This is a genomic window from Sulfurovum sp. NBC37-1 (assembly GCF_000010345.1).
Classification (GTDB): Bacteria; Campylobacterota; Campylobacteria; order Campylobacterales; family Sulfurovaceae; genus Sulfurovum.
The window spans coordinates 2,291,848-2,312,308 of the sequence record NC_009663.1 but is presented as its reverse complement, the minus strand read 5'-3'; the positions used below and the strand labels follow the sequence as shown (position 1 = coordinate 2,312,308).

22 protein-coding genes and 2 tRNA genes are annotated in these 20,461 nt (G+C 43.7%); 16 read left to right on the top strand and 8 right to left on the bottom strand.

The features are described from left to right. Window positions 1-3: 3 nt before the first annotated feature. The 4 genes from mqnP (at window position 4) to SUN_RS11475 (ending at window position 2,021) form a co-directional block, all read left to right on the top strand. A complete protein-coding gene (gene mqnP / locus SUN_RS11490) occupies window positions 4-894 on the top strand; it encodes a menaquinone biosynthesis prenyltransferase MqnP (protein ID WP_012083989.1) in 891 nt (296 codons plus the stop codon). Continuing rightward, window positions 895-1,215, top strand: a complete 321-nt coding sequence (locus SUN_RS11485) for a sigma-70 family RNA polymerase sigma factor (protein ID WP_012083988.1) — start codon at window positions 895-897, stop codon at window positions 1,213-1,215. It begins immediately after the preceding gene. Further along, window positions 1,205-1,906, top strand: a complete 702-nt coding sequence (locus tag SUN_RS11480) for a uracil-DNA glycosylase family protein (protein WP_012083987.1) — start codon at window positions 1,205-1,207, stop codon at window positions 1,904-1,906. Before SUN_RS11485 ends, SUN_RS11480 begins: the two co-directional genes overlap by 11 nt. 38 nt (window positions 1,907-1,944) lie before the next feature. Further along, a tRNA-Arg gene (locus SUN_RS11475) sits at window positions 1,945-2,021 on the top strand. 394 nt (window positions 2,022-2,415) lie between these two features. On the opposite strand, the gene SUN_RS11470 is transcribed toward SUN_RS11475, so the two are convergent. Further along, window positions 2,416-2,865 carry a hypothetical protein gene (locus SUN_RS11470; protein ID WP_012083986.1) on the bottom strand — a complete coding sequence of 150 codons (450 nt, stop codon included), beginning with the start codon at window positions 2,863-2,865 and terminating at the stop codon, window positions 2,416-2,418. A gap of 189 nt (window positions 2,866-3,054) precedes the next feature. Here SUN_RS11470 and SUN_RS11465 point away from each other — a divergent pair, with 189 nt between their 5' ends. The 5 genes from SUN_RS11465 (at window position 3,055) to SUN_RS11445 (ending at window position 7,035) form a co-directional block, all read left to right on the top strand. Beyond that, entirely contained in the window at window positions 3,055-3,933 is an 879-nt protein-coding gene (locus SUN_RS11465; protein WP_148154701.1) for a hypothetical protein, read from the top strand. Further along, window positions 3,933-4,544: a guanylate kinase gene (gmk, locus tag SUN_RS11460; protein ID WP_012083984.1), complete on the top strand. Its 612-nt coding sequence runs from the start codon at window positions 3,933-3,935 to the stop codon at window positions 4,542-4,544. The genes SUN_RS11465 and gmk overlap by 1 nt, the downstream gene beginning before the upstream one ends. A gap of 98 nt (window positions 4,545-4,642) precedes the next feature. Continuing rightward, window positions 4,643-4,870, top strand: coding sequence for a twin-arginine translocase TatA/TatE family subunit (locus SUN_RS11455; RefSeq protein ID WP_012083983.1), 228 nt, complete (start codon window positions 4,643-4,645; stop codon window positions 4,868-4,870). A gap of 101 nt (window positions 4,871-4,971) precedes the next feature. Further along, entirely contained in the window at window positions 4,972-6,669 is a 1,698-nt protein-coding gene (gene argS, locus SUN_RS11450) for an arginine--tRNA ligase (protein ID WP_012083982.1), read from the top strand. Window positions 6,670-6,690: 21 nt separating this feature from the next. Beyond that, window positions 6,691-7,035 (top strand): hypothetical protein, encoded by a 345-nt coding sequence (locus SUN_RS11445; RefSeq protein ID WP_012083980.1) that lies wholly within the window; start codon window positions 6,691-6,693, stop codon window positions 7,033-7,035. Window positions 7,036-7,057: 22 nt separating this feature from the next. Here SUN_RS11445 and rsfS read toward each other — a convergent pair whose 3' ends face one another. Then, on the bottom strand, window positions 7,058-7,405 hold the full coding sequence (gene rsfS, locus SUN_RS11440) for a ribosome silencing factor (RefSeq protein ID WP_012083979.1): 348 nt from the start codon (window positions 7,403-7,405) through the stop codon (window positions 7,058-7,060). Further along, window positions 7,402-7,968, bottom strand: a complete 567-nt coding sequence (gene nadD / locus SUN_RS11435; RefSeq protein WP_012083978.1) for a nicotinate (nicotinamide) nucleotide adenylyltransferase — start codon at window positions 7,966-7,968, stop codon at window positions 7,402-7,404. Before nadD ends, rsfS begins: the two co-directional genes overlap by 4 nt. A 73-nt stretch (window positions 7,969-8,041) precedes the next feature. Between nadD and gap the strand changes: the two genes are divergently transcribed. From gap to SUN_RS11420, 3 genes are all read left to right on the top strand, one after another. Next, the gene (gene gap, locus SUN_RS11430) at window positions 8,042-9,037 is read left to right on the top strand and encodes a type I glyceraldehyde-3-phosphate dehydrogenase (protein ID WP_012083977.1); all 996 of its coding nucleotides are present in this window, start codon (window positions 8,042-8,044) and stop codon (window positions 9,035-9,037) included. Between the two features lie 13 nt (window positions 9,038-9,050). Further along, entirely contained in the window at window positions 9,051-10,247 is a 1,197-nt protein-coding gene (locus tag SUN_RS11425) for a phosphoglycerate kinase (protein WP_012083976.1), read from the top strand. A 106-nt stretch (window positions 10,248-10,353) separates the two neighbouring features. Continuing rightward, a complete protein-coding gene (locus tag SUN_RS11420; protein ID WP_012083975.1) occupies window positions 10,354-11,043 on the top strand; it encodes a triose-phosphate isomerase in 690 nt (229 codons plus the stop codon). 187 nt (window positions 11,044-11,230) lie between these two features. Here the strand turns inward: SUN_RS11420 and nusA are convergent, their stop codons facing one another. Continuing rightward, complete coding sequence (gene nusA, locus SUN_RS11415; RefSeq protein ID WP_012083974.1) at window positions 11,231-12,394, bottom strand: transcription termination factor NusA; 1,164 nt, start codon at window positions 12,392-12,394, stop codon at window positions 11,231-11,233. A gap of 190 nt (window positions 12,395-12,584) precedes the next feature. Here nusA and SUN_RS11410 point away from each other — a divergent pair, with 190 nt between their 5' ends. From SUN_RS11410 to SUN_RS11395, 4 genes are all read left to right on the top strand, one after another. Continuing rightward, complete coding sequence (locus SUN_RS11410; RefSeq protein ID WP_012083973.1) at window positions 12,585-12,824, top strand: HP0268 family nuclease; 240 nt, start codon at window positions 12,585-12,587, stop codon at window positions 12,822-12,824. 96 nt (window positions 12,825-12,920) lie between these two features. Beyond that, the gene (miaB, locus tag SUN_RS11405; protein ID WP_041672773.1) at window positions 12,921-14,216 is read left to right on the top strand and encodes a tRNA (N6-isopentenyl adenosine(37)-C2)-methylthiotransferase MiaB; all 1,296 of its coding nucleotides are present in this window, start codon (window positions 12,921-12,923) and stop codon (window positions 14,214-14,216) included. A 6-nt stretch (window positions 14,217-14,222) separates the two neighbouring features. Further along, window positions 14,223-14,843: a lysophospholipid acyltransferase family protein gene (locus tag SUN_RS11400; RefSeq protein WP_012083971.1), complete on the top strand. Its 621-nt coding sequence runs from the start codon at window positions 14,223-14,225 to the stop codon at window positions 14,841-14,843. Further along, window positions 14,843-15,685, top strand: a complete 843-nt coding sequence (locus SUN_RS11395; protein WP_012083970.1) for a tyrosine-type recombinase/integrase — start codon at window positions 14,843-14,845, stop codon at window positions 15,683-15,685. Before SUN_RS11400 ends, SUN_RS11395 begins: the two co-directional genes overlap by 1 nt. 142 nt (window positions 15,686-15,827) lie before the next feature. Here SUN_RS11395 and tilS read toward each other — a convergent pair whose 3' ends face one another. From tilS to SUN_RS11375, 4 genes are all read right to left on the bottom strand, one after another. After that, window positions 15,828-16,799 (bottom strand): tRNA lysidine(34) synthetase TilS, encoded by a 972-nt coding sequence (tilS, locus tag SUN_RS11390; RefSeq protein WP_012083969.1) that lies wholly within the window; start codon window positions 16,797-16,799, stop codon window positions 15,828-15,830. A gap of 146 nt (window positions 16,800-16,945) precedes the next feature. Then, a complete protein-coding gene (gene rimO / locus SUN_RS11385; RefSeq protein WP_012083968.1) occupies window positions 16,946-18,265 on the bottom strand; it encodes a 30S ribosomal protein S12 methylthiotransferase RimO in 1,320 nt (439 codons plus the stop codon). A 284-nt stretch (window positions 18,266-18,549) separates the two neighbouring features. Continuing rightward, window positions 18,550-20,007 carry a hypothetical protein gene (locus tag SUN_RS11380; protein WP_012083967.1) on the bottom strand — a complete coding sequence of 486 codons (1,458 nt, stop codon included), beginning with the start codon at window positions 20,005-20,007 and terminating at the stop codon, window positions 18,550-18,552. Window positions 20,008-20,349: 342 nt separating this feature from the next. Further along, a tRNA-Phe gene (locus SUN_RS11375) sits at window positions 20,350-20,425 on the bottom strand. Between the last annotated feature and the right edge of the window lie 36 nt (window positions 20,426-20,461).

Sequence of the window (20,461 nt, the reverse complement as noted above, 5' to 3'; positions counted from 1 at the left end):
AAAATGAAGAGTGAAGAGTTGAAAAGAAATGTTTTTTTTGAAAAACTGAATGATTTTTCCGAACTGGTGATGCTCAAGCACTCCGTGTTCTCACTACCGTTCATCTTTATTGCCATGCTGGTCGCTTCCTATCTGGACAGCGGATCGGGATGGTTCGGCTGGAAGCTGTTGTTTCTCGGAACAGTGGCAGCGGTGAGTGCCCGTAATTTTGCTATGGGTGTCAACCGTTATCTTGACAGAGATATTGACATACTCAATCCCAGAACAAAGAACAGACCTTCGGTTGACGGCCGTGTCTCCACAGGGCAGATGCTCCTTTTTATTGTCATCAATGCCTTGATCTTTATCGGCGTTGCCTATCTCATCAATGCGCTTGCTTTTGAACTCTCTGTACCGATTCTGATAGTACTGGGTGCCTATACCGTCTTTAAACGTTTCTCTGCACTGGCACATCTCATACTCGGTGTTAGCCTCGGCCTGGCACCCATCGCGGGTGTGGTAGCTGTCTCTGGGGAGATCACATTTTGGTCGGTCTATCTCGCTGTCGGAGTGATGTTCTGGGTAGCAGGTTTCGATCTTCTTTATTCACTGCAGGATATGGCATTCGACAAAGCCAACGATCTGCACTCTGTTCCTTCACAGTTTGGGGCAGAGAAAACAATGCTGATCGCCAGAGTATTTCATATACTGGCCGTCCTTTTCTGGGCTCTGTTCATCGTGAATGCGAATCTGGGTATCTGGGCATGGACAGCGGTACTATTCGCTGCGATTATGTTGACATATGAGCACTATCTTGTCAACAAAGACTTTACAAAGATCGACAGGGCTTTTTTTACCGTGAACGGGTATCTGGGGTTTGTCTTTCTGTTTTTTATCATCCTGGAGGTAATATAAATGGGTACTATGGAAATAGGGATCATCGCTGCACTGGTTTTGATCGTATTCTATCTTTTGACTGTGAACAGTAAATTGAAGAAAGAGAAAAAGGTGTTGCAGGAGATTTTGGAAGTCAAAGATACGACGATACAGAATCTTCAGGCTTCACGTGTAGCAGTCAAGGATGTCATCGAGAACCTTTCGGCGCATGACGAAGTGATGGCACTGCTGGAAGAAGGAAAGAGCAGGGAAGAGATTGCTGATGAACTCGGTATCCCTATCAGCAAGATAGAGCTCATCATCAAATTCGACAAGATCAAAAAAGACCATGCCGTCTAACAGCTGGGAGAAGATTCTTCAGGAGGCGTATGGAGAACTTGAGGAGGCGTATCGCTCTTTTCTTGAAAAAGACAGCGGGTATATCCCGAACAGAGAAAACTACCTGAATGCCTTCAAGACACTGCCCAGAGAGAAGGTAAAATATATCCTTTTCGGTCAGGATCCCTATCCCCGGATGGAGAGTGCCAGCGGCTATGCTTTCATCGATGCAAAAGTAAAGGAGATATTTTCCGACAAAGGATTGAGCAAAGAAGTGAACCGGGCAACGAGTTTGCGTAATTTCGTCAAGATGGCATTGGTGGCACGGGGCGATCTTTCTTTGGAAGATCTTTCACAGGATGCTATTGCAGCGATAGACAAAACATCCCTTATCTCCTCTATCCGGGAGCTCAGGATCAATTTTGAAAAGAACGGCGTCCTGCTGCTTAATACCGCTCTGGTCTTTACGGATAAGAAAAGTTCGACCAGACATGTCAAAGCCTGGCGGCCCTTCGTGCAGAGCCTCCTGAAGGCCCTTGAAGCACAGCAGCCAAAGCTCATCCTTTTCGGAACCCACGCCAAAGAGCTGAAAAAGAAGCTGCCGCTTGAAAACTTCGAGTCGATTGAGCTGGAGCATCCCTATAACCATACGTTCATCAGTAATCCAAGAGCGCTTGCCCTTTTCGGCCCGATGCACTTACTTGATAAATAAAGGTTTTTTGGGTAAAATTCTGCTCTTACTATATATGTGCGCTCATAGCTCAGCTGGATAGAGCATCGGTTTGCGGTACCGAAGGTCTCAGGTTCGAATCCTGATGGGCGTACCACCTATACACCGTGTTTCGCGGGTTTAACCTCCTTTTTATTCTTTCAGAAATAAGCAAAAAACACAAAATCACTACACAAATATTGTTCATATGCAGCAATAATGTAATATTTGCAGGTAAGAAAAAAGTATCTATTATTTCTGAATAAGAATTTCAAAAGATTCAGTGAGATTTCCAAACGAAAAGATCTGAATAGATTATTAGAAATCAAATCATACTACTATTTTGTACAAATAAAAGCCTTATAGCTCTATAATAGAGTCCAAAAGATTCTGGAGGATATGCTAAGTAATGAATAATAGTGAATATCTTTTACTTCCTAAGTCAGGAGAGACCCTTTTATAGGCGCCTGTATGAAACCCGTCTTTTTGCCTTTATGATATGGGAGTGTGACTCAATTATCCTTCATAAGTTTGTAAAGGTTCTCTTCTTCGTATTTTATTCTGTCTGATACTACTTCGATGATAGTGTTAAAGTCGTCAAAAAACTCCCCATCTAGAACGGAATCATCCTGTCCGTATTTTGCAAGAAAAGAGAGCAGTGCCAACTTATCTTTTTTAAATGTTTTTTGAAACTCCTGAATTTTTGCTTTTGTTTTATCATCTAGTTTTGCTTTTTTTTCAAGCTTCATAAACTCAAGATCTTCATTCATAACATGCTCTGAGGCAGCCTTCCCCATTTTTTTTATCTCCAGCTTTGCAAGAGCTGTATCCCCCGATGCGTATGCCGCTATTATTTTTCCGGCAAGCTCCACAAGCGCAACATGTTCTTTTTCCCACTTTGTTGCCAACTTGTGTTCTTTTGATTTTATCAACCCAAATAATGCCATTTTTTTGCTCTCCATGATTTTTTGTCTTTATATTCTATCAAAAAATACTTTTTATCAGGAAAGTGATATTCCCAAATCCCGAAATAGAAATCCAAATTACTGGTTAAGGGTGGGTTTTAGCAGTGCCTTTATCTAGATTAACCGCAACTAACCAAAGTTATATTACAATAAGAATAAACTATTATGCTTTTTGGAGTCTCTGCTGTGAAAATCCTACTTATCAATTTTAATCCTGTTGTCTCCAGGCTTTTTGCTTTGTGTACACGTGATGAACATATCGAACTGGATGAAGTGAAGGATATTAAAGATATAGAAGAGGATAAGGACTACGATCTGGCCTTCGTAGATGATGCTTCTTATACCGACGCTGTCAGAGAGTTCATTGACAATCATCGCAGTGTGGGGAGAAAGGTATTTATCTCTTATAGGCAGGAGAGTGTTCCCGGTTTTGATATGACACTTCAAAAGCCTTTTCTTCCTTCTCAGATCCTGGAAGTCATACAGAGTATAGAGGTAAGAGAGGAGAAGCAGGAGGTTGAGGAAGAACCGGTGATCTTTCCTTTGGAGAACGAGGAAGATATTCCTGCCGGAGAAGTTGAAGGGAATGAGGTTCCATCGATCTTTCCGCTTTCAAGCGGAGAGATCGAAGAAGAGTTGGAGGAGGCGCAAGAAGAGGCAAAAAAAGAGATCCTTCCTGAGAGTCCACATATCCTTGACAGCAAAGAGATCGAAAAGATCAAGGGTCTGTTGGATATGGAGGAAGAAGAGGAGAGTCTCCCGACCGAAGAAGAACTACCGGATGAAGTGGTCGAACAGCGAAAGATAGACGCGATCAAGGCACAACTGATCGCAGATGGACTGGAGATCGTTGAGGAAGAGGAGATCGTTGAGACGTTGGGTACTGGCAAAAAATCCAAAAAGAAGAAACAAAGGGTAGAGACAGGGCCTTTCAGCAAAGATGAGTTTGATGACATACAGAAAGCGTTTACCGATGAACTTTTCAAGCTCAAGCCCAAAAAGATCAAAAAGCTGCTTAAGGGCAAAAAGATAGAGATGACACTGAAACTAAAGGATCATGACTGATGCATAAAGGTGCGATACTAGTTCTTTCGGGGCCAAGCGGTGCAGGTAAGAGTACGATCATCAATGCGGCATCCGATGAGATAGGGGAGTATTATTTCTCCATTTCCACGACGACAAGGGACCCCCGTATGGGGGAACAGGACGGTGTGGACTATTTCTTCGTCAGTAAAGAGGAATTCGAAGAAGACATCAAAGCGGGAAATTTTCTGGAGTATGCCCAGGTACACGGCAATTATTACGGTACATCACTCAAACCGGTTAACAAGGCACTGGAGCAGGGGAAGTTGGTCATTTTCGATATCGATATACAGGGGCATCGGCTGGTACGGGCGAAGATGGACGATATCACCACCTCCGCCTTTATCACGCCGCCTACGCTGAAAGAACTTGAAGCAAGACTACGGGCACGCTGTACGGATGATGAAGAGGTGATCCTCAGACGTATTTCGAATGCAAAAGAGGAGATCCGTGCGGTCGGCGAGTATGATTTTACGATCATAAACGATACAGTGGAAGAGGCGGCACAGAAATTCATTATTGTCGCAAAAGCGGCGAGGCTCAAGCAGAGCAGGGAAGATGAAGAGAAATTCATACAGCGGTGGCTGGGATAAGATGAAGGGAACCTATGATTAGAGGTTCCCTTAAACTAATTTAAGTATAATTATCCAAATTTTAATATTGCACCCTTGGTGCAGATAAAGGATGAACTATGGGTATGCCAAGTATGCCGGAGTTGTTGATCGTTTTGGCGATCGTCGTACTTCTATTCGGAGCGAAAAAAATTCCAGACCTTGCAAAAGGAATGGGTAAGGGTATCAAAGACTTCAAGAAAGCCATCAAAGAAGATGACGAAGAGGAAGAAGTGAAAGAGATCACCAAAAAAGAAGAGCCGAAAGTCGAAGCAGCGGCTGAAGAGAAAAAAAGCGAAAACGCTTAATAAAAAAACGCTTGGCATTCAGTGCTGAGCGTTCAGATATCTCCCCTCAAGTATCTATTGCTTGACCTATCTACAGCCCCACACTATTTACGGAAATTATTATGAAGTTAAAAGAAGAAGTTAACAAAGTCATCAAAGCAGCTTTTGACAAAGCAGGTATCGATGCGGAACCCATTTCTGTCTCGGAAGCGACCAAGCCGGAATTTGGAGACTATCAGTTCAATGGTGCCATGGCACTTTCCAAAAAACTGAGGAAGAACCCGAGAGAGATCGCCTCTGAGATCATGGAGCATCTTGATTTTTCAGGTATCGTGGCCAAAGCGGAGATTGCAGGGCCCGGGTTTATCAATCTCTGGCTGAATGATACATGGGTGGCGCAGGCTTGTGAAAAAGCGCGTGCCGACGAGAGACTGGGTATCGAGAAGACAAGTAATCCAATAAAAGTGGTCGTCGATTATTCCGGGCCGAACATGGCAAAACAGATGCATGTAGGGCATCTGCGTTCCACGATCATCGGTGATACGCTGGCGAATCTTCTGGAATTCCTTGGCGACGAGGTGATCCGACAGAATCACATTGGTGACTGGGGAACACAGTTTGGTATGCTCATTGCCTATCTCGAAGAGAGGGGAGAAGACGGTTCAGGCAGCCTGAAAGACCTGGAGCAGTTTTACAAGGATGCCAAGAAGCGTTTTGACGAGGATGAAGCTTTTGCCGATAAAGCAAGAGAATATGTTGTCAAGATCCAGAGCGGGGACGAACACTGTCTGAATCTCTGGCAGAAATTTATCGATATCTCCCTGGGGCACTGTGAAGAAGTGTACGATAAGCTCTGTGTCAGGCTGACACGCGAAGATGTCAAAGCAGAAAGTTTTTATAATGAAGACCTTCCCGAAGTGGTAGCGGATCTTGCAAAAGAGGGCAGGCTGAGAGAGAGTGAAGGGGCACAATGCGTCTTCTTTGAAGAGGACGAGATCCCCGTGATCGTCCAGAAAGGAGATGGCGGGTACCTCTATGCGACGACCGATCTTGCGGCCTTGCGCTACAGAGCCAACATACTGGGTGCCAAACGTATCTCCTATGTGGTGGATGCCAGACAGGGTGAGCACTTCAAGCAGATTTTCAAGGTAGCCAAAATGTCCGGTTTTGTACCCAAAGATGTCAGACTTGAGCATGTCGCTTTCGGTACCATGATGGATAAAGGCGGTAAACCATTCAAAACACGCGACGGTGGAACTGTAAAGCTCATAGACCTTTTGGATGAAGCGGTGGTCAAAGCCAAAGCGGCCATTAAAGAGAAAGATGACTATTCGGAAGAAGAGGTGGAAAAACTGGCGAAGACTATCGGTATCGGTGCGGTGAAGTATGCCGACCTTTCCATCAACCGTGAATCGAACTATATCTTCAACTGGGACAAGATGCTGTCATTCGAGGGGAATACCTCTCTTTATATGCAGTATGCCTATGCACGTATACAGAGTATCTTCAGACGTTACGGGGGTGATATCAAAGGTGATATCGTTATCACCGATGCGCTCGAGCACCGTTTGGGTGTGATGCTGCTTCGTTTTGAAGAGATACTTGAGAGAGCAGCGGAAGATGCCGCTCCCAACCAGATCACGACTTACCTGTACGAACTGGTCACACTCTTTATGCGTTTCTACGAACAGAACCCCATCTTGAAAGAAGGCGTTGATGAAGCAACGAAACAGTCACGTCTCGCATTAGCGGATATGACGGCAAAAACCATTAAGCAGGGCTTGGATATACTTGGCATTGAGGTAGTAGATAAACTCTAGGGAATCTTTAAAGGATAGAAAATGAAAGCAGTGATCATACTGGCGATCCTGGCAACATTTGTCATGATCATTGTCAAATACAACAGAAACAGGAATGTAAAAAAACTTTTTATTTCTGTAGTGAGCTTTAGTGTGATGCTTTATATCCTGTGGGTCGGTTTCCGTGTCTCCATAGCTATCTTCCCCCTAAAAATACTGAATATTGTATTGGGTTTCTTTTCCTGGGGAGGAATAATGTATTATATCCTCCGAGACCGGTATATCTGGTGGGTCATCTTCTCTCCCCTGATCGTGCCTCTCTCTTTCGTACTATTCTCTCTTATAGGTGGGTCGCGCTATGAAGATATCTGGAGACAGATATTCTAATTGGAAATGCCATAAAATCAGGTTATGATTCTTTGTTCTTCTTCTGATTCTCTACCATTTCACTTAAAAATGCTTCAAGCGAATAGCGCTGTCTATACTCGGGTATCATGATGTGTATCAATATATCTCCAAGGTCCGCTACGACCCAGTCATCACTCACGTCGCTTGCAAGAAATGCCTCTCCCGACGGTTTCAGGTCTTTTTTGAGGTGCTCGAAAAGTGCAATGGTATGTTTGGGATTCAGTGAATTTGCGATGATCACATAGTTTGCAATATAATCAGCATCTTCAAGGTTGAATACTTCTATCTCTTCCGCTTTTTTCTCATCAAGTACCTTGACGATATTGTCTATTCTCTCTTCTGTTGTCATTCTTTTTTGTCCTTTATGGTCTTTTCGACCGATTGTTTTATTTTGTTGTCAATATAGCGCAGATCTTTTTTCTCTCTTATCGTGGTAGAAGAGATCGGAAAATCTATTTCCAGAATTCTCCAGGACTTGAGCCCCTCTGTTTGTACTGGGTGCCCTTTTCTTGTAACGATCACCCAGGTAATATGGTCGTTGAGCCACTTGAATTCATGCCATTTTGTCAATGTTGACAGGTTGTCAGAACCGATAATAAGATACTTTACACTGTATGTATTATTGAAATGTTTTACACTTTGTGAGGTTCGTACACTTTTGTTCTGCCGGATCTCATAATCATCGACGACCACCTTGGGTATACCGTCAAAAAGCTGATAGCACCACTCCAGGCGTTTTTCCGGATTTGCCAGAGAAACGTTCTTGAAAGGGTTCAGGTAGGCAGGAAGCACAATAAGTTTATCGATGTCCAGAATCTGGACAGCCTTCCGGACGATTTGTTGATGTCCTTTGTGCGGCGGGTCGAAACTCCCCCCGAATATTGCAACTTCAGGCTTGGACTGATTAACCAAATGCTAACCTCATTTACTGTAAAATTACGCAATTTTAACATAGTTTTACCCCTATGAAAATTAAGGATGGGAAATGGCAGTAAAAGTAGCGATAAACGGATTGGGAAGGATCGGCAGATGTGTGGCGCGTATCATTGCGGACAGAGATGATATCGATCTGGTTGCCGTGAATGCAAGCGGTACGGAAGAGATGCTTGAGTATAACCTCAAGTATGACTCTGTGCATGGCAGACGTAACGATATTAAAGTTACGGATGGTTATGTGAATATCGCAGAGACCAAAGCGAAGATCTTTGCAGAACGTGAACTTGAAAAGATCGATTTTGCTTCCTGCGGTGCAGAGATCGTGCTTGAGTGTACGGGAGCATTCCTTACAGCGGAGAGCGTACAGCCCTACCTCGATAACGGGATCAAAAAAGTGCTCTTCTCCGCACCTGCGAAGGATGATACGGCCACATTCGTACTGGGTGCCAATGCCGATGAGTATGCTGGGCAGACTGTCGTTTCCAATGCAAGCTGTACCACGAACGGCCTGGCTCCGGTTGCCAAAGTACTTGATGATGCTTTCGGCATACAGAAAGGTCTGATGACCACTATCCACTCCTATACTTCTTCTCAGCCAATCCTCGATGCCAAACACAAGAAAGATCCGAGAAAAGGACGTGCCGGTGCCGTGAATATTTTGCCAACCACGACAGGTGCGGCCAAAGCAATATCCAAAGTACTGCCGAACCTTGAGGGTAAACTCAACGGACAGGCTATAAGGGTACCGACACCCGATGTCTCCATGGTGGACCTGACAGTGACACTCAGAGAAGAGGTGATCCTTGATGAGGTCAAGGCGGCATTCAAGATCGCAAGTGAGGGTACACATAAGGGGATCCTTGGTGTAGATGAAGAGTACAGGGTCTCTCAGGACTTTGTCGGAGAGGAACTCAGCAGTGTTGTTGCACTCGACACCATTCAGGTGATCGGTGGCAATATGGTAAAGGTACTTTCCTGGTATGACAACGAGTGGGGCTATTCCTGTAGACTCGTAGATATGGCTGTACACATCAGTAAAAAATAATATTGGGGAATTTATGCTAAGAACAATCAAAGATATCGAGATTGACGAGAAAAGAGTATTTATACGCTGTGACTTTAACGTACCGAAAGATGAATTTGGAAACATTACGGATGATAGACGTATCCGCTCTGCTCTGCATACGATCCGCTACTGTATTGACAGGGGATGCAAGATTATTCTTGCTTCCCATTATGAACGACCGGAACCGGGAAAATATGAAGAAAAATATTCTCTGCGTCCGGTAGCCAAAAGACTGCACACGCTTTTGAAGATCAAAAATGAACTATATATGGCAAATGATGTTGTCGGTCCGGATGCCAAAGAAAAAGCATCAAAACTTCAGGAGGGGGATATTTTAATGCTTGAAAACCTCCGCTATGAAGCAGGGGAAACAGCCAATGATGAAACATTTGCCAAAGAGCTGGCATCGTTTGCAGATGTCTATATCAATGATGCTTTCGGTGCCTGTCACCGAAAGCATGCTTCAATCTATGCGATTGCTATGCAGTTTGATAAAGACCACAAAGCAGCTGGCTTTCTTTTAAGTAAAGAAGTGAACTTCTTCGGTAAAGTACTTGAGAACCCTATCAGACCCTTTATTGCCGTGGTTGGGGGTTCAAAAGTTTCCGGAAAACTTCAAGCACTGAATAATCTGCTGAACAAAGTTGACAAAGTGATCATCGGTGGAGGTATGGCTTTTACCTTTCTGAAAGCACAGGGCTATGAGATCGGTAAATCACTTGTGGAAGATGATTTGATTGGAGAAGCAAGAGATATTATGGAAAAGGCACATTCTTTGGGAGTGAAATTTTATCTTCCTGTCGATTTTGTCGTAGCACCTGAATTTTCTGAAAATACCGCTGTCAAATATCTTCCTTCCCAGGAGATCCCGCATGACTGGATGGGACTCGATACGGGACCAGCAAGTTCAAGGCTTTTCCGTGAAGTCCTGAATGATGCGCAGACGATTATCTGGAACGGACCGATGGGTGTTTACGAGATGGACAAGTTCTCGAAGGGAAGCATTATGATGTCCCACCATATCGCCGAGACGCATGCTACGACCATCGTTGGCGGAGGTGATACAGCCGATGTGGCTCAGAGAGCTGGAGACGTAGATGAGATGACCTTTGTCAGTACCGGTGGCGGTGCAAGCCTGAAACTTATTGAGGGCATAAAGCTTCCGGGCATAGAAGCACTGGAAAACTAAAAAACAAGCATAGCTGGAAGCGGTGCTTTGGCTCCGCATTTTGGTGAGGCTGAAGCCATCACTTCCGAAATGGGTAAAAATATTTAAGAAAATCAAGGGATATATAATGATCTTTGCAGCCAATTTTAAAATGAATCATACACGTGCATCAACCAAAGCATATCTGGATGCTTTGAATCAGAAATTGGCTTCAAAACGCAGTGAAGACCGTGTGTTTGTCTTTCCTCCTTCAACGGCACTTGACCATTATGATGGTGACTTCACAATCGGTGCACAGAACGCTTATCTGGAGAAGAATGGTGCCTTTACTGGTGAGATTGGCCTCGATCAGCTTGACGAATTCGCTATCAAAACCATTCTCATCGGACATAGTGAACGGCGTGATATTTTGGGTGAAGATCAGGCATTTGTGGCTGAAAAGTTCTCCTATTTCAAATCACAGGGTTTTGAGATCATCTACTGTATCGGCGAGGCTTTGGAGGTAAGGGAAGCAGGAGAGGAAGCCGTGATGGTACATCTTCTTTCCCAGTTCGAAGGGATTGACCTCAGTTATGAGAAAATGATCGTTGCTTACGAACCGATCTGGGCGATCGGTACGGGACACTCCGCCACAACAGAAGCGATCGCCTCTACCCATGCTGCACTCAAACAGCATTTTGACAGACCACTTCTATATGGTGGTTCCGTAAAGCCGGCAAACATTAAAGAAATTACTGCTATCGAGAGTGTGGATGGTGTTTTGGTGGGTTCTGCTTCTCTGGAGGTGGAGAGTTTTACGCAGATGATCTTTGCATAATTATTAAATCGCGTAGGGTGGGGTTACTCACAGCTTCTTAACTCGTTACCACGTTGAACGTGGTAACGCATACGTCTCTGATTGTTCCAAAACCAACTCTCTGTTTTTTTATATACTCATATAAATTCCCACGCAAAGTATGGGAACTAGCCTGAATTGTAATACGGAATCCACGCGTATATAATAATTATTTAAACAGATCTTCCAACGCACTCGTATCTTTCGTTTTCTCCGCTTCACCGCCGGCAGCAGACTCAGGCTGTCTTTCTGTCACGCCTTCGACTTCATTCAGTTCGATGGTATAGCCTGTCAGCATAGATGCCAGACGGATGTTGATCCCGCTTTTTCCGATGGCTTTGGCTTTCTGGTCCCCGGTAATATTGACAACGGCTTTCTTTTCATCCTGATCCACTTTGATACTCTGTGTAATTGCAGGGCTGAGTGCTCTTGTGATGAATATCTCCGGGATTGGCGAGTACTCAATACAGTCGATGTTCTCACCGTTCAGCTCTTCGCTTACCGCGTTGATACGTACACCCTTGACACCGACGGCCGCACCGATAGGGTCCACGTTCATCTGCTCGGTTTTCAGAGCGATCTTCGCTCGTTCCCCCGGTATCCTTGCTGCATTGACAATTTCTACGACACCGTCCGCAATCTCGGGCACTTCGCTTGCCATCAGTGCTTCAAGGAATTTGGGTGAGGTTCTTGTCAGTTCGAGGAAAAGGCCGTACTGAGGATCGACACTAACATATCTGAGCAGTGCCCTGATGGTGTCACCACGCTTGAATTTCTCGCCTTTGATACGGTTTCTGAGTGTCAGGATACCCTTGAGCTCACCGATCTCCACATGGGTGTTGTCATCTGCATCAATTCGGTTGACAGTTCCCAGCATGACGGTACCGACCTTCTCTCTGTATTTCTCAAAGAGATCCTGCTCGATACGTCTCTGGATGTGATACTCGAGTTCTCTAAAAAGGTTGGCAGAGGCTGTACGCCCGTAGTCTTCGAGAACGAATTCCTCTGTCAACTTGTCACCGATCTCGAGTGATTCATCGAATTCCTTTGCTTCAGAGAGAGGCATAACAGCATCCGAGGGTATCATCTCTTTGTTATCCTCTTTTCCCACTTCGACAAAAAGCTGTTCGTCATCGTCCGCCACAATGGTAATGACTTTCTGCACGGAGTAGGTTTTGGTGTCATTGTCGATCGTCACTTCAAAGTTACTTGTGAAGCTTGTCAGTTTTTTGGCGGTATTGACCAATGCTTCCTTGAACGCTTCGAGAGCGTGTTCTCTTGAAATATTCTTTTCATGTGCAATCGCATCGATAATGTCTAATATTTTTTCCATAATTCATTTCCTTGATAAAGTTTCAATTCATACCGCTACAAGAGGTAACATATACAGTGTTAAGAACGTCAGGGGAGCAGTGTTTTTGAAGAATAGAATTATAGCTCATCTAAGCTTTACCGAAAATAAAGTATAATAAATGAAATTAATGTCATAAACTGAATAACAATAGAACAAAAGGTATATAGAAATGAAACTGAAACTTGCTAGAACCACCCTGAAAGCAAAACCGAAAACCATCGAATTGAAAAAACTGGAAGAGGAACTAGCAAACAGATCTATATTTTATTTCGACAAGGACAATTCCCACAAAGAGCTCAAGGAGCTTATCGAGTATTTCGAAGAGAAGGGATATTCTGTTTATATGCGTGAAGTAAAATACGGTCTTGATGACAACGAGTTCATCTACGAAGTACACATCATTGCCTAAGGAGAGCAGGTAGCGCATAGTGCGTGACCGGTAGAATCTTACATAATCATTCCATCTTTATCCTACTTACTCACTATCGTCTACCCTACTATTGAAATGAAAAAATTATTTATTGAAACACTCGGATGTGCGATGAATGTCCGCGACAGCGAACATATGATCGCGGAACTGAACCAGAAAGAACCCTACGAACTTACCCAGAATGTTGAAGAAGCAGACCTGATCATCATCAATACCTGTTCCGTCAGAGAGAAACCCGTGGCCAAACTCTTCTCCGAGATCGGTGTGTTCAACAAATATAAAAAACCCGGAGCTAAAATAGGCGTTGCAGGATGTACGGCAAGCCACCTGGGGAAAGATATCATCAAAAGAGCACCGTCAGTGGACTTTGTCATCGGTGCAAGAAATGTTTCGAAGATCACGGAGGTGGTCGATAAAAAACATGCCGTCGAGATCGATACGGATTACGACGAGAGTACCTATGCGTTCGGTGAATACAGGACCAACCCTTTCAAAGCAATGGTGAACATCTCCATCGGGTGCGACAAGTCCTGTACCTTCTGTATTGTTCCGGCGACCCGAGGCGATGAGATATCCATACCAAGCGACCTGCTGGTGCAGGAGATCACAAAAGCAGTAGCTACGGGTGCAAAAGAGGTGATGCTTTTAGGGCAGAACGTCAACAATTACGGCAGACGTTTCGGCGCAACCGAAGAGAAGATAGATTTTACCGGACTGCTTCAAAAGATATCGAAGATCGAAGGTTTGGAGCGTATCAGATTTACCTCTCCCCACCCTCTGCATATGGATGATGCCTTCATCCAAGAGTTTGCTTCCAACCCGAAGATATGCAAACAGATCCATGTGCCGCTGCAGAGCGGTTCTACTTCTCTACTCAAAGTAATGAAACGCGGTTATACCAAAGAAAATTTTCTGGGCCGCTGTGAAAAGATTCGTATGCTCTGCCCCGAAGCGACTATTTCGACAGATATCATTGTCGGTTTCCCTGGTGAGACCGAGGCGGACTTTGAAGATACAATGGATGTGTTGGAAAAAGTACGTTTTGAGCAGCTTTTTTCCTTCAAGTACTCTCCCAGACCCCATACGGAAGCGGCAGAATTTGAAGAGCAGATAGATAACAAGATCGCAGGCGAACGGCTGACACGGTTGCAGACAAGACATACGGAGATACTCGATGAGATCATGGATGCCCAGCTTGGAAAAGTACACGAAGTTTATTTTGACGAACTCAAATCTAACGGCAGGGTCTCCGGACGCAGTGATGACGGCAAGCTTGTATTTGTAGAGGGAAGTGAAGAGCTTCTTGGGAAGATCGTGGACGTCAGAATAATCAAAACATCACGTGGCGCACTTGACGGTGTATTGGTATAGAATATAATGAAACATTTCTTCAGAACTGTGGCGAAGGTCATTCTTCCTCCTCTTCTTTATGTATTGATGCGGATCATCTGGTTCAGCACCTCCAAAAAATTCCACTTCATCTCTCTTGTCGGTGAAGAACAGCATGTCTGTGTCTGCTGGCACGGAGAACTTTTTATGAGTCCGCAGGCGTATAGAAAGATCCATAAGACACGGCCTGCCTCGGCTATTATCTCTTCCCATTTCGACGGTTCCCTGATCGCAGGGACACTGAAACTCTTTCACATAAGACCCCTGAGAGGTTCTACCAAAAAAGGCGCGAGACAGGTACTTTTGCAAGCGTTTAAAAGTATCAAAGCAGGTGAAGAAGTGCTGATAACCCCTGACGGACCACGCGGTCCAAGACATTCAATGAGTGATGGTGCAGTGGGTATTGCACTTAAAAGCGGTCTGCCGATCTTTATTATGAATTTCACGGCAGAGAATTACTGGCAGCTGAAAAGCTGGGATAGATTCGTCATTCCCAAACCTTTTTCAAAAGTTGATTTCTATCTGCAGAGCGTCAGCTTGGAAGGAATGGACTTCGAAGAAGCAAAAGCCTATCTTTCCGAGAGAATGCTGGAGCATACAATTATATAATGAATAACGAGAAACTGAAAGAATATATTGAAACGTTTCTTGATTATCTTCTTGATGTACGCGGTTATTCGGAAGTATCTGTAACGACCTATGAGATCGCACTGCGCCAGATGAGCGGAGTGAGCCATTTTTACGAAGAGGACGGCATAAGTGTTCTTGACATCACCCCTTTTCGCTTTAATATTGTTAAAAACAGTAAAAAGACCATCGTCAAAAAACTTTCAGCTGTGCGCTCCTTTGTCAAATATCTTGAAGACCAGTGCAATATCCCGGTAAAACTTATAGCAGATGAGTCCATTAAAGTACCCCAGAGCCTCCCAAAGCCCATTGAAGAACAGTATATAGAGGAAGTGTTGGCCAAAGCCAATGTGGAAGAAAAACTGCTTATCAGTATGCTTTACGGTCTGGGGTTGAGGATCTCCGAACTCAGCGGGCTGAAACTTGAAGATATCAAAGGCGAATGGATACAGATACACGGAAAAGGCAATAAAGTAAGGGAACTGCCTCTGATGAAATCTTTGCAAAAGCTGATCGGTGTATATATGGATCAGAATGGCCCCAAAAGGTATCTCTTTGAAAAAGGGAATGCTCCGATGAATGCCGCGCAGCTGCGATACAAACTGACAAAACTGTTTAAAAAAGAAGGACTGAAAGTCACGCCCCATCAGCTGCGTCATTCCTTTGCCACGCACCTGCTCAACCATGGTGCACGTATTGCAGATGTCAGTGAACTGCTTGGTCATGAGACGATGGCTACTACACAGGTCTATACCAAACTTGGTTCTGTCAAGAAGATGCAGGAGTACATGAGTGCGCATCCGTTGGCAGATAAAAATCTGTAGGGTGGCGCATTTATGCCCACCACAAGAACAAATTTGTATAAAATGAATGGTCCGCCGAAAGGCAAAATCATATATTCCGGTCCTTTCGGAAAGAATGTGATCGTTTGCATATTTTCTTACATGGTGGGCAAAATGCACCACCCTACGGGAGATCTTGAATGTGTATATTCTCTTTGAAAAGGTAAGCTCTGATCTTTTGCGGTACTTTCAGTATACGGCATTGCTCTTTAAACTCTTTTGGCATACTATCTGTTCTGTAGGGAGCGATATAAAGCAGATCATCTTGTATTTCTACCACCCACTCTCCTCCTATGACGAGGGTTTGCTCTTTAGCTATTTCCTGGCGTTGTGCTGCAGAAAGAAGATAGCCTAGCTCTTTTAAAGAAAGATCGGCTGCCTTGATTTTTGCAGAGATGGTATGCAGTTTGATGATTTTTAACTTTTTTTCTGTGAAAATTGTTTCAAAATCTTTTTCAAGAGATTTTTTATCTTTTCTCAAGTAATCAAAGCTGCGTTTGATCCCCTCTTTATACTTTGCTATAAGAGGATCAGAAAATTGTTTTCTAAAAAGATTACGCTCATACTTTACATCAATATTGCTCTCATCGATGAAATAGGGGTGATTATTTTCTTTCAGATAAATAAGCAGTTCATCTTTGCTGTACTCAAGGAGAGGTCTGACTAAAGTATAATTCTCTCTATGTGTTACAGGTTCCAGCCCTATAAGCTCAGAAACCCCTGCTCCTTTAGTCAGGCGCATCAGCAGCCATTCAAGCTGGTCATTAAGCTGATGGGCAGTGATGAGGTTGTCATATCCCTCTGTCTGAATGAGTGACTCAAAGAATTTATAACGGAATTTTCGTGCTTTGCTTTCAAAGTGTGTATCAAACATAGGTGCTTGAATGGTATGACAGAAGAGTTTATGTTCTTTTGCCAACGCTTTGGCATGGGCTAACTCGTTTTTACTCTGTTCTCTGATGTTGTAGTCTACAATAGCGATGTCGAATCTGATGTTGTTTTCTATGAGTAGAAAAAACAGGGCTGAGGAGTCGACTCCGGCAGAGAAGGCTAGGAGATTCTTTTTATTTTTGAGATTTTTTGTATCTAATGTCATTTAAAAATACCTTTTAGCCAAACTGTGGCATTGCTATTCTCTTCATTTGTTTAGAAAAAACGAAACAAAAAAAGCGTCCTTCCTCTCAAATCGCTTTGCTTCCAAGGGTGTTCGGAAGGACAAGAACACGCATCACACTGCGTGTGTTAGCATTCCTTAATCAAAGTTGCCAAAAGCTGCATCCCAACAAGTTCCGTCACTTTTGCTTCATATACTTTTCCATACTTCACAGGAAGATCGGATGTATCATTGATGAGGATCTCTCCGTCGATGTCCACTGCCCACTGCAGGGGCCTTGCACTCAGGAGGTATTCGTGTTCATCACTTTCTCCGTCTATGACGAGTTCTACTGTTTTTCCTACCATCTTTTCAAGCGATCTGAGTGTAGATCTTTCCGCGATCTCCCCAAGTATCTCAGCTCTCTCGTTGATGATATCCTGAGGGATCTGTTCCATCTGGTAGGCAGTCGTTGTCTCTTCGTTGGAGTAGTGGAAAGTGTTGAATCGGTCGAAACCGAACTCCTCCATGAAGCTGCAGAGCTTTTCAAAGCTCCTCTGGCTCTCTCCCGGGTGCCCGGCAATGACAGAAGTCCTTAGGAAAGCGTTAGGTTTGCTTTTCATGTGTTCAAGAAGTTCGATGGTCTTTTGTTCCCCGAAACCGCGTTTCATAGTTTTAAGAACGGCATCGTCGATGTGCTGAATGGGCATGTCGTAATAGGTCTGGAAGATCTTGGAGTCAGCAATGGTGTCTATGAGTTCAAAAGTTGTTGTACTTGGATAGAGATACAGAATGCGTGCCGATCGTACACCCTCAATGGCTTCGACTACTTTGATGAGGTCGATAAGCCCGTCTTTGAGGTCCATATCTCTCCCGTAGCTAGAAGAGTCCTGGGAGATGAAAGAAAAGTCGTAGTAGCCCTGCTCTGCCAGCATGCGTACCTCTTTCTCGATGGAAGAAAGTGAACGCGAGTGCAGTTTGCCCTTGAAGCTCGGAATGGCGCAGAAAGAGCATGCCTGGTTGCATCCTTCAGCGATTTTGATATAGGCATGGTAGTTCGACCCGGTAATGACCCTTCCCGATGTCTCAGTCGCCAGGTAGACTTCCGGAGAGAATGTACTCTGCTTGGAAGCGATGAGCTCATCAATCTTCTCGTAATCACCCACACCAGTGAAAATATCGATCTCGGGCATATCCTGCTGAAGTTCTTCTTTGTAGCGCTCGGAGAGGCAGCCGCTCATAACAAGAATGGAGTCTTCTTTTCGTTCGTCATGCAGGTTGAGCACCGTGTTGATGCTCTCTTCTTTGGCCGCATCGATGAACCCGCAGGTATTGACGATGATGACATCGGCTTCCGTATTGTCATCGGTGATCTCATACTCTTTGAGACGCCCGAGCATCACTTCGCTGTCGACGAGGTTCTTGGTGCAGCCGAGGCTGATAAGGTGTAGTTTTTTACGACTCGGCATTTAGTGCCTCCCTGCATTGAATTTTAATTCTTATAGTATTTGACATAATGAATTCTCTATAGTGTAAATTTAAACTTTTGCAGCATTATAGCTAAATATGGTTTCTGTTATAAGGTTGGAAAAATATAAATGAAGAAAAAAATAGAAAGGGAGGATAGAGCCAGGTGAGAGCCGTAAAAAGAGTCAAACCACTTTGACTCTTTAGGCTCGGAACCGTAAGTGTTGTACGTGAGTACCACTGTAGGCTGCCTGAACTCTGAAAGTACAACGTTAAGAAGTGATTCTTAGAAGTCGTAAGAAGCGATCAAACGAAGAACGTTGTTTGTGTCATCACTTTCAACTTTGTTTACAGTGAAACCATCAAAGTCTTGATTGATCCACATTGCTTTAAGACCAATGTCACCATATGCAGTGTTGAATTTTGTTGCATAGATAAGATCTAGCTCATTATAGTCATTAGCTTTAAAGTCACAACTTGAACTTCCATAAGCAGCTATGAATTTACCACCTAGACCCTTGTAAGAACCTTTAACTTGCCATGTGTCAGAATCACCAAAATGGCCATCAATAAAGATTTGGTTAAGTACCATCTGAGTATAAAGTGGAGATTTAACACCTGTACCGAAGTTATTTACTGTCAATACAGCGATATCATCATCAATATCTACAGTTGTGTAGGCCGCACCTACTGTGAAATCACCGAAGTGTCCAGCAAGTTTTCCACCAAATGCAGTTGTTTTATCGATGTCAAGAGTATTGTCTGCATCGATAAAACCACCTTGAATAGCACCTTCTATAGGGAAGTCAGAATTTTTATATGCAAGATCACCCCAAAGTACCATTGCATCAGAATCGTTACCGTTGTTAATTGAAGCACCAGCCAGTGCATAACCTACACCTGACATATAAGAATTATTTGTACTGATTACACCATTTTTTGCAAATCCAGGAGCATAATAGAATGTACCTGTCGCAGTCAAACCTTCGATAGATTTGTTCTGGGCAGTCAGCATGTATGTACCGTTGTCACCAACATTTCTCCAGTCAGAAAGATCACCTGCACCATGGTTAGCACCTGTGTAAGCTGTGATTGCTACGATGGAACCTGCCCAGCTAAGTGAACCGTTGGCTCTGTTTACATATGCACCTACCAATGTTGTGTTCGGAAGGTCAGTGTTGACTACCAATGCTGCTTCAAATGTGTTTTTGAAGACATTCCAACCTTCAGAGAAAGCAAATGGTGAAAGAGACTTAGGAAGTTCTTGGCGACCAAGCTTGAATGAAGTATTTCCAAACCCGTATGTTAAGTAAGCCTGGCTTACCCATGCACTGCTAAGCATATTGTCAGGATCACCGGGGTTACCTGTAACATCACCATCTGCAGCACTCTGCATACTTGCAGTAACGACACCGAAGTTTACAAGGTTAAGAGTTGAAAGACCTGTAAGTTCTGCACCAAAACCGATACCGGCAATAACATCTTTGTTGTTTACTCTGAGTTGGATACCGGCATCTGCTGCAGATGTATATCTGTCGAACATATCACCAGATGGTCCTACAACTTTAGCAGCTCCTCCTGCATTGAACCAATAATTCTCATGATCCATTGTTTGGTAATAAACCTTCGCTGTTCCACTCCAATCCCAGTTGGAAGTTTCCTCTACTACTGGTGCTGGAGCGATATCGCCACCCGCCATAACTGCTACTGAAGCCACTACTGAAAGTAATAATGCTTTTTTCATTGTAATCTCCTTGATTTTTTGAATACAAACGAATTATAGCACAATATATTTATAAATGTCAAGTTAATTAATAAAAAGTTAATGGAGTTATTAATCATCTATATTGCCCTGAAATACGTGCTTTCCGTAATTTTAAAAAATATTTTAAAATTTTTTTTAAAAAAAATACCTCTTTTCTTAAGAATTGTAAACAATTTTTAAACGGTATTACCTGAAGATAAGAGACTGATAATGAAGTATTATGTAAGTGCTTCAGTTTATAGGGTGACAGAATGCAAACATATCTATAAGTCATCATCTAAATATATGTTTTGAAGATTTGTGAATTGGAAAGTGATCGGATGGTGGCGCCGGACGGAATCGAACCGCCGACACATGGATTTTCAATCCATTGCTCTACCAACTGAGCTACGGAGCCACTGACTGTTTTGGTAAGTGGCTGAAATTATAACGG

Coding starts and splice junctions, on each gene's coding strand:
- SUN_RS11395 (WP_012083970.1), top strand. CDS start 14,843: ATGAATAACGAGAAACTGAAAGAATATATTGAAACGTTTCTTGATTAT.
- SUN_RS11485 (WP_012083988.1), top strand. CDS start 895: ATGGGTACTATGGAAATAGGGATCATCGCTGCACTGGTTTTGATCGTA.
- gmk (WP_012083984.1), top strand. CDS start 3,933: ATGCATAAAGGTGCGATACTAGTTCTTTCGGGGCCAAGCGGTGCAGGT.
- mqnP (WP_012083989.1), top strand. CDS start 4: ATGAAGAGTGAAGAGTTGAAAAGAAATGTTTTTTTTGAAAAACTGAAT.
- SUN_RS11410 (WP_012083973.1), top strand. CDS start 12,585: ATGAAACTGAAACTTGCTAGAACCACCCTGAAAGCAAAACCGAAAACC.
- SUN_RS11425 (WP_012083976.1), top strand. CDS start 9,051: ATGCTAAGAACAATCAAAGATATCGAGATTGACGAGAAAAGAGTATTT.
- SUN_RS11445 (WP_012083980.1), top strand. CDS start 6,691: ATGAAAGCAGTGATCATACTGGCGATCCTGGCAACATTTGTCATGATC.
- rsfS (WP_012083979.1), bottom strand. CDS start 7,405: ATGACAACAGAAGAGAGAATAGACAATATCGTCAAGGTACTTGATGAG.
- SUN_RS11470 (WP_012083986.1), bottom strand. CDS start 2,865: ATGGAGAGCAAAAAAATGGCATTATTTGGGTTGATAAAATCAAAAGAA.
- rimO (WP_012083968.1), bottom strand. CDS start 18,265: ATGCCGAGTCGTAAAAAACTACACCTTATCAGCCTCGGCTGCACCAAG.
- tilS (WP_012083969.1), bottom strand. CDS start 16,799: ATGACATTAGATACAAAAAATCTCAAAAATAAAAAGAATCTCCTAGCC.
- SUN_RS11480 (WP_012083987.1), top strand. CDS start 1,205: ATGCCGTCTAACAGCTGGGAGAAGATTCTTCAGGAGGCGTATGGAGAA.
- miaB (WP_041672773.1), top strand. CDS start 12,921: ATGAAAAAATTATTTATTGAAACACTCGGATGTGCGATGAATGTCCGC.
- SUN_RS11400 (WP_012083971.1), top strand. CDS start 14,223: ATGAAACATTTCTTCAGAACTGTGGCGAAGGTCATTCTTCCTCCTCTT.
- SUN_RS11380 (WP_012083967.1), bottom strand. CDS start 20,007: ATGAAAAAAGCATTATTACTTTCAGTAGTGGCTTCAGTAGCAGTTATG.
- SUN_RS11420 (WP_012083975.1), top strand. CDS start 10,354: ATGATCTTTGCAGCCAATTTTAAAATGAATCATACACGTGCATCAACC.
- SUN_RS11455 (WP_012083983.1), top strand. CDS start 4,643: ATGGGTATGCCAAGTATGCCGGAGTTGTTGATCGTTTTGGCGATCGTC.
- nusA (WP_012083974.1), bottom strand. CDS start 12,394: ATGGAAAAAATATTAGACATTATCGATGCGATTGCACATGAAAAGAAT.
- argS (WP_012083982.1), top strand. CDS start 4,972: ATGAAGTTAAAAGAAGAAGTTAACAAAGTCATCAAAGCAGCTTTTGAC.
- gap (WP_012083977.1), top strand. CDS start 8,042: ATGGCAGTAAAAGTAGCGATAAACGGATTGGGAAGGATCGGCAGATGT.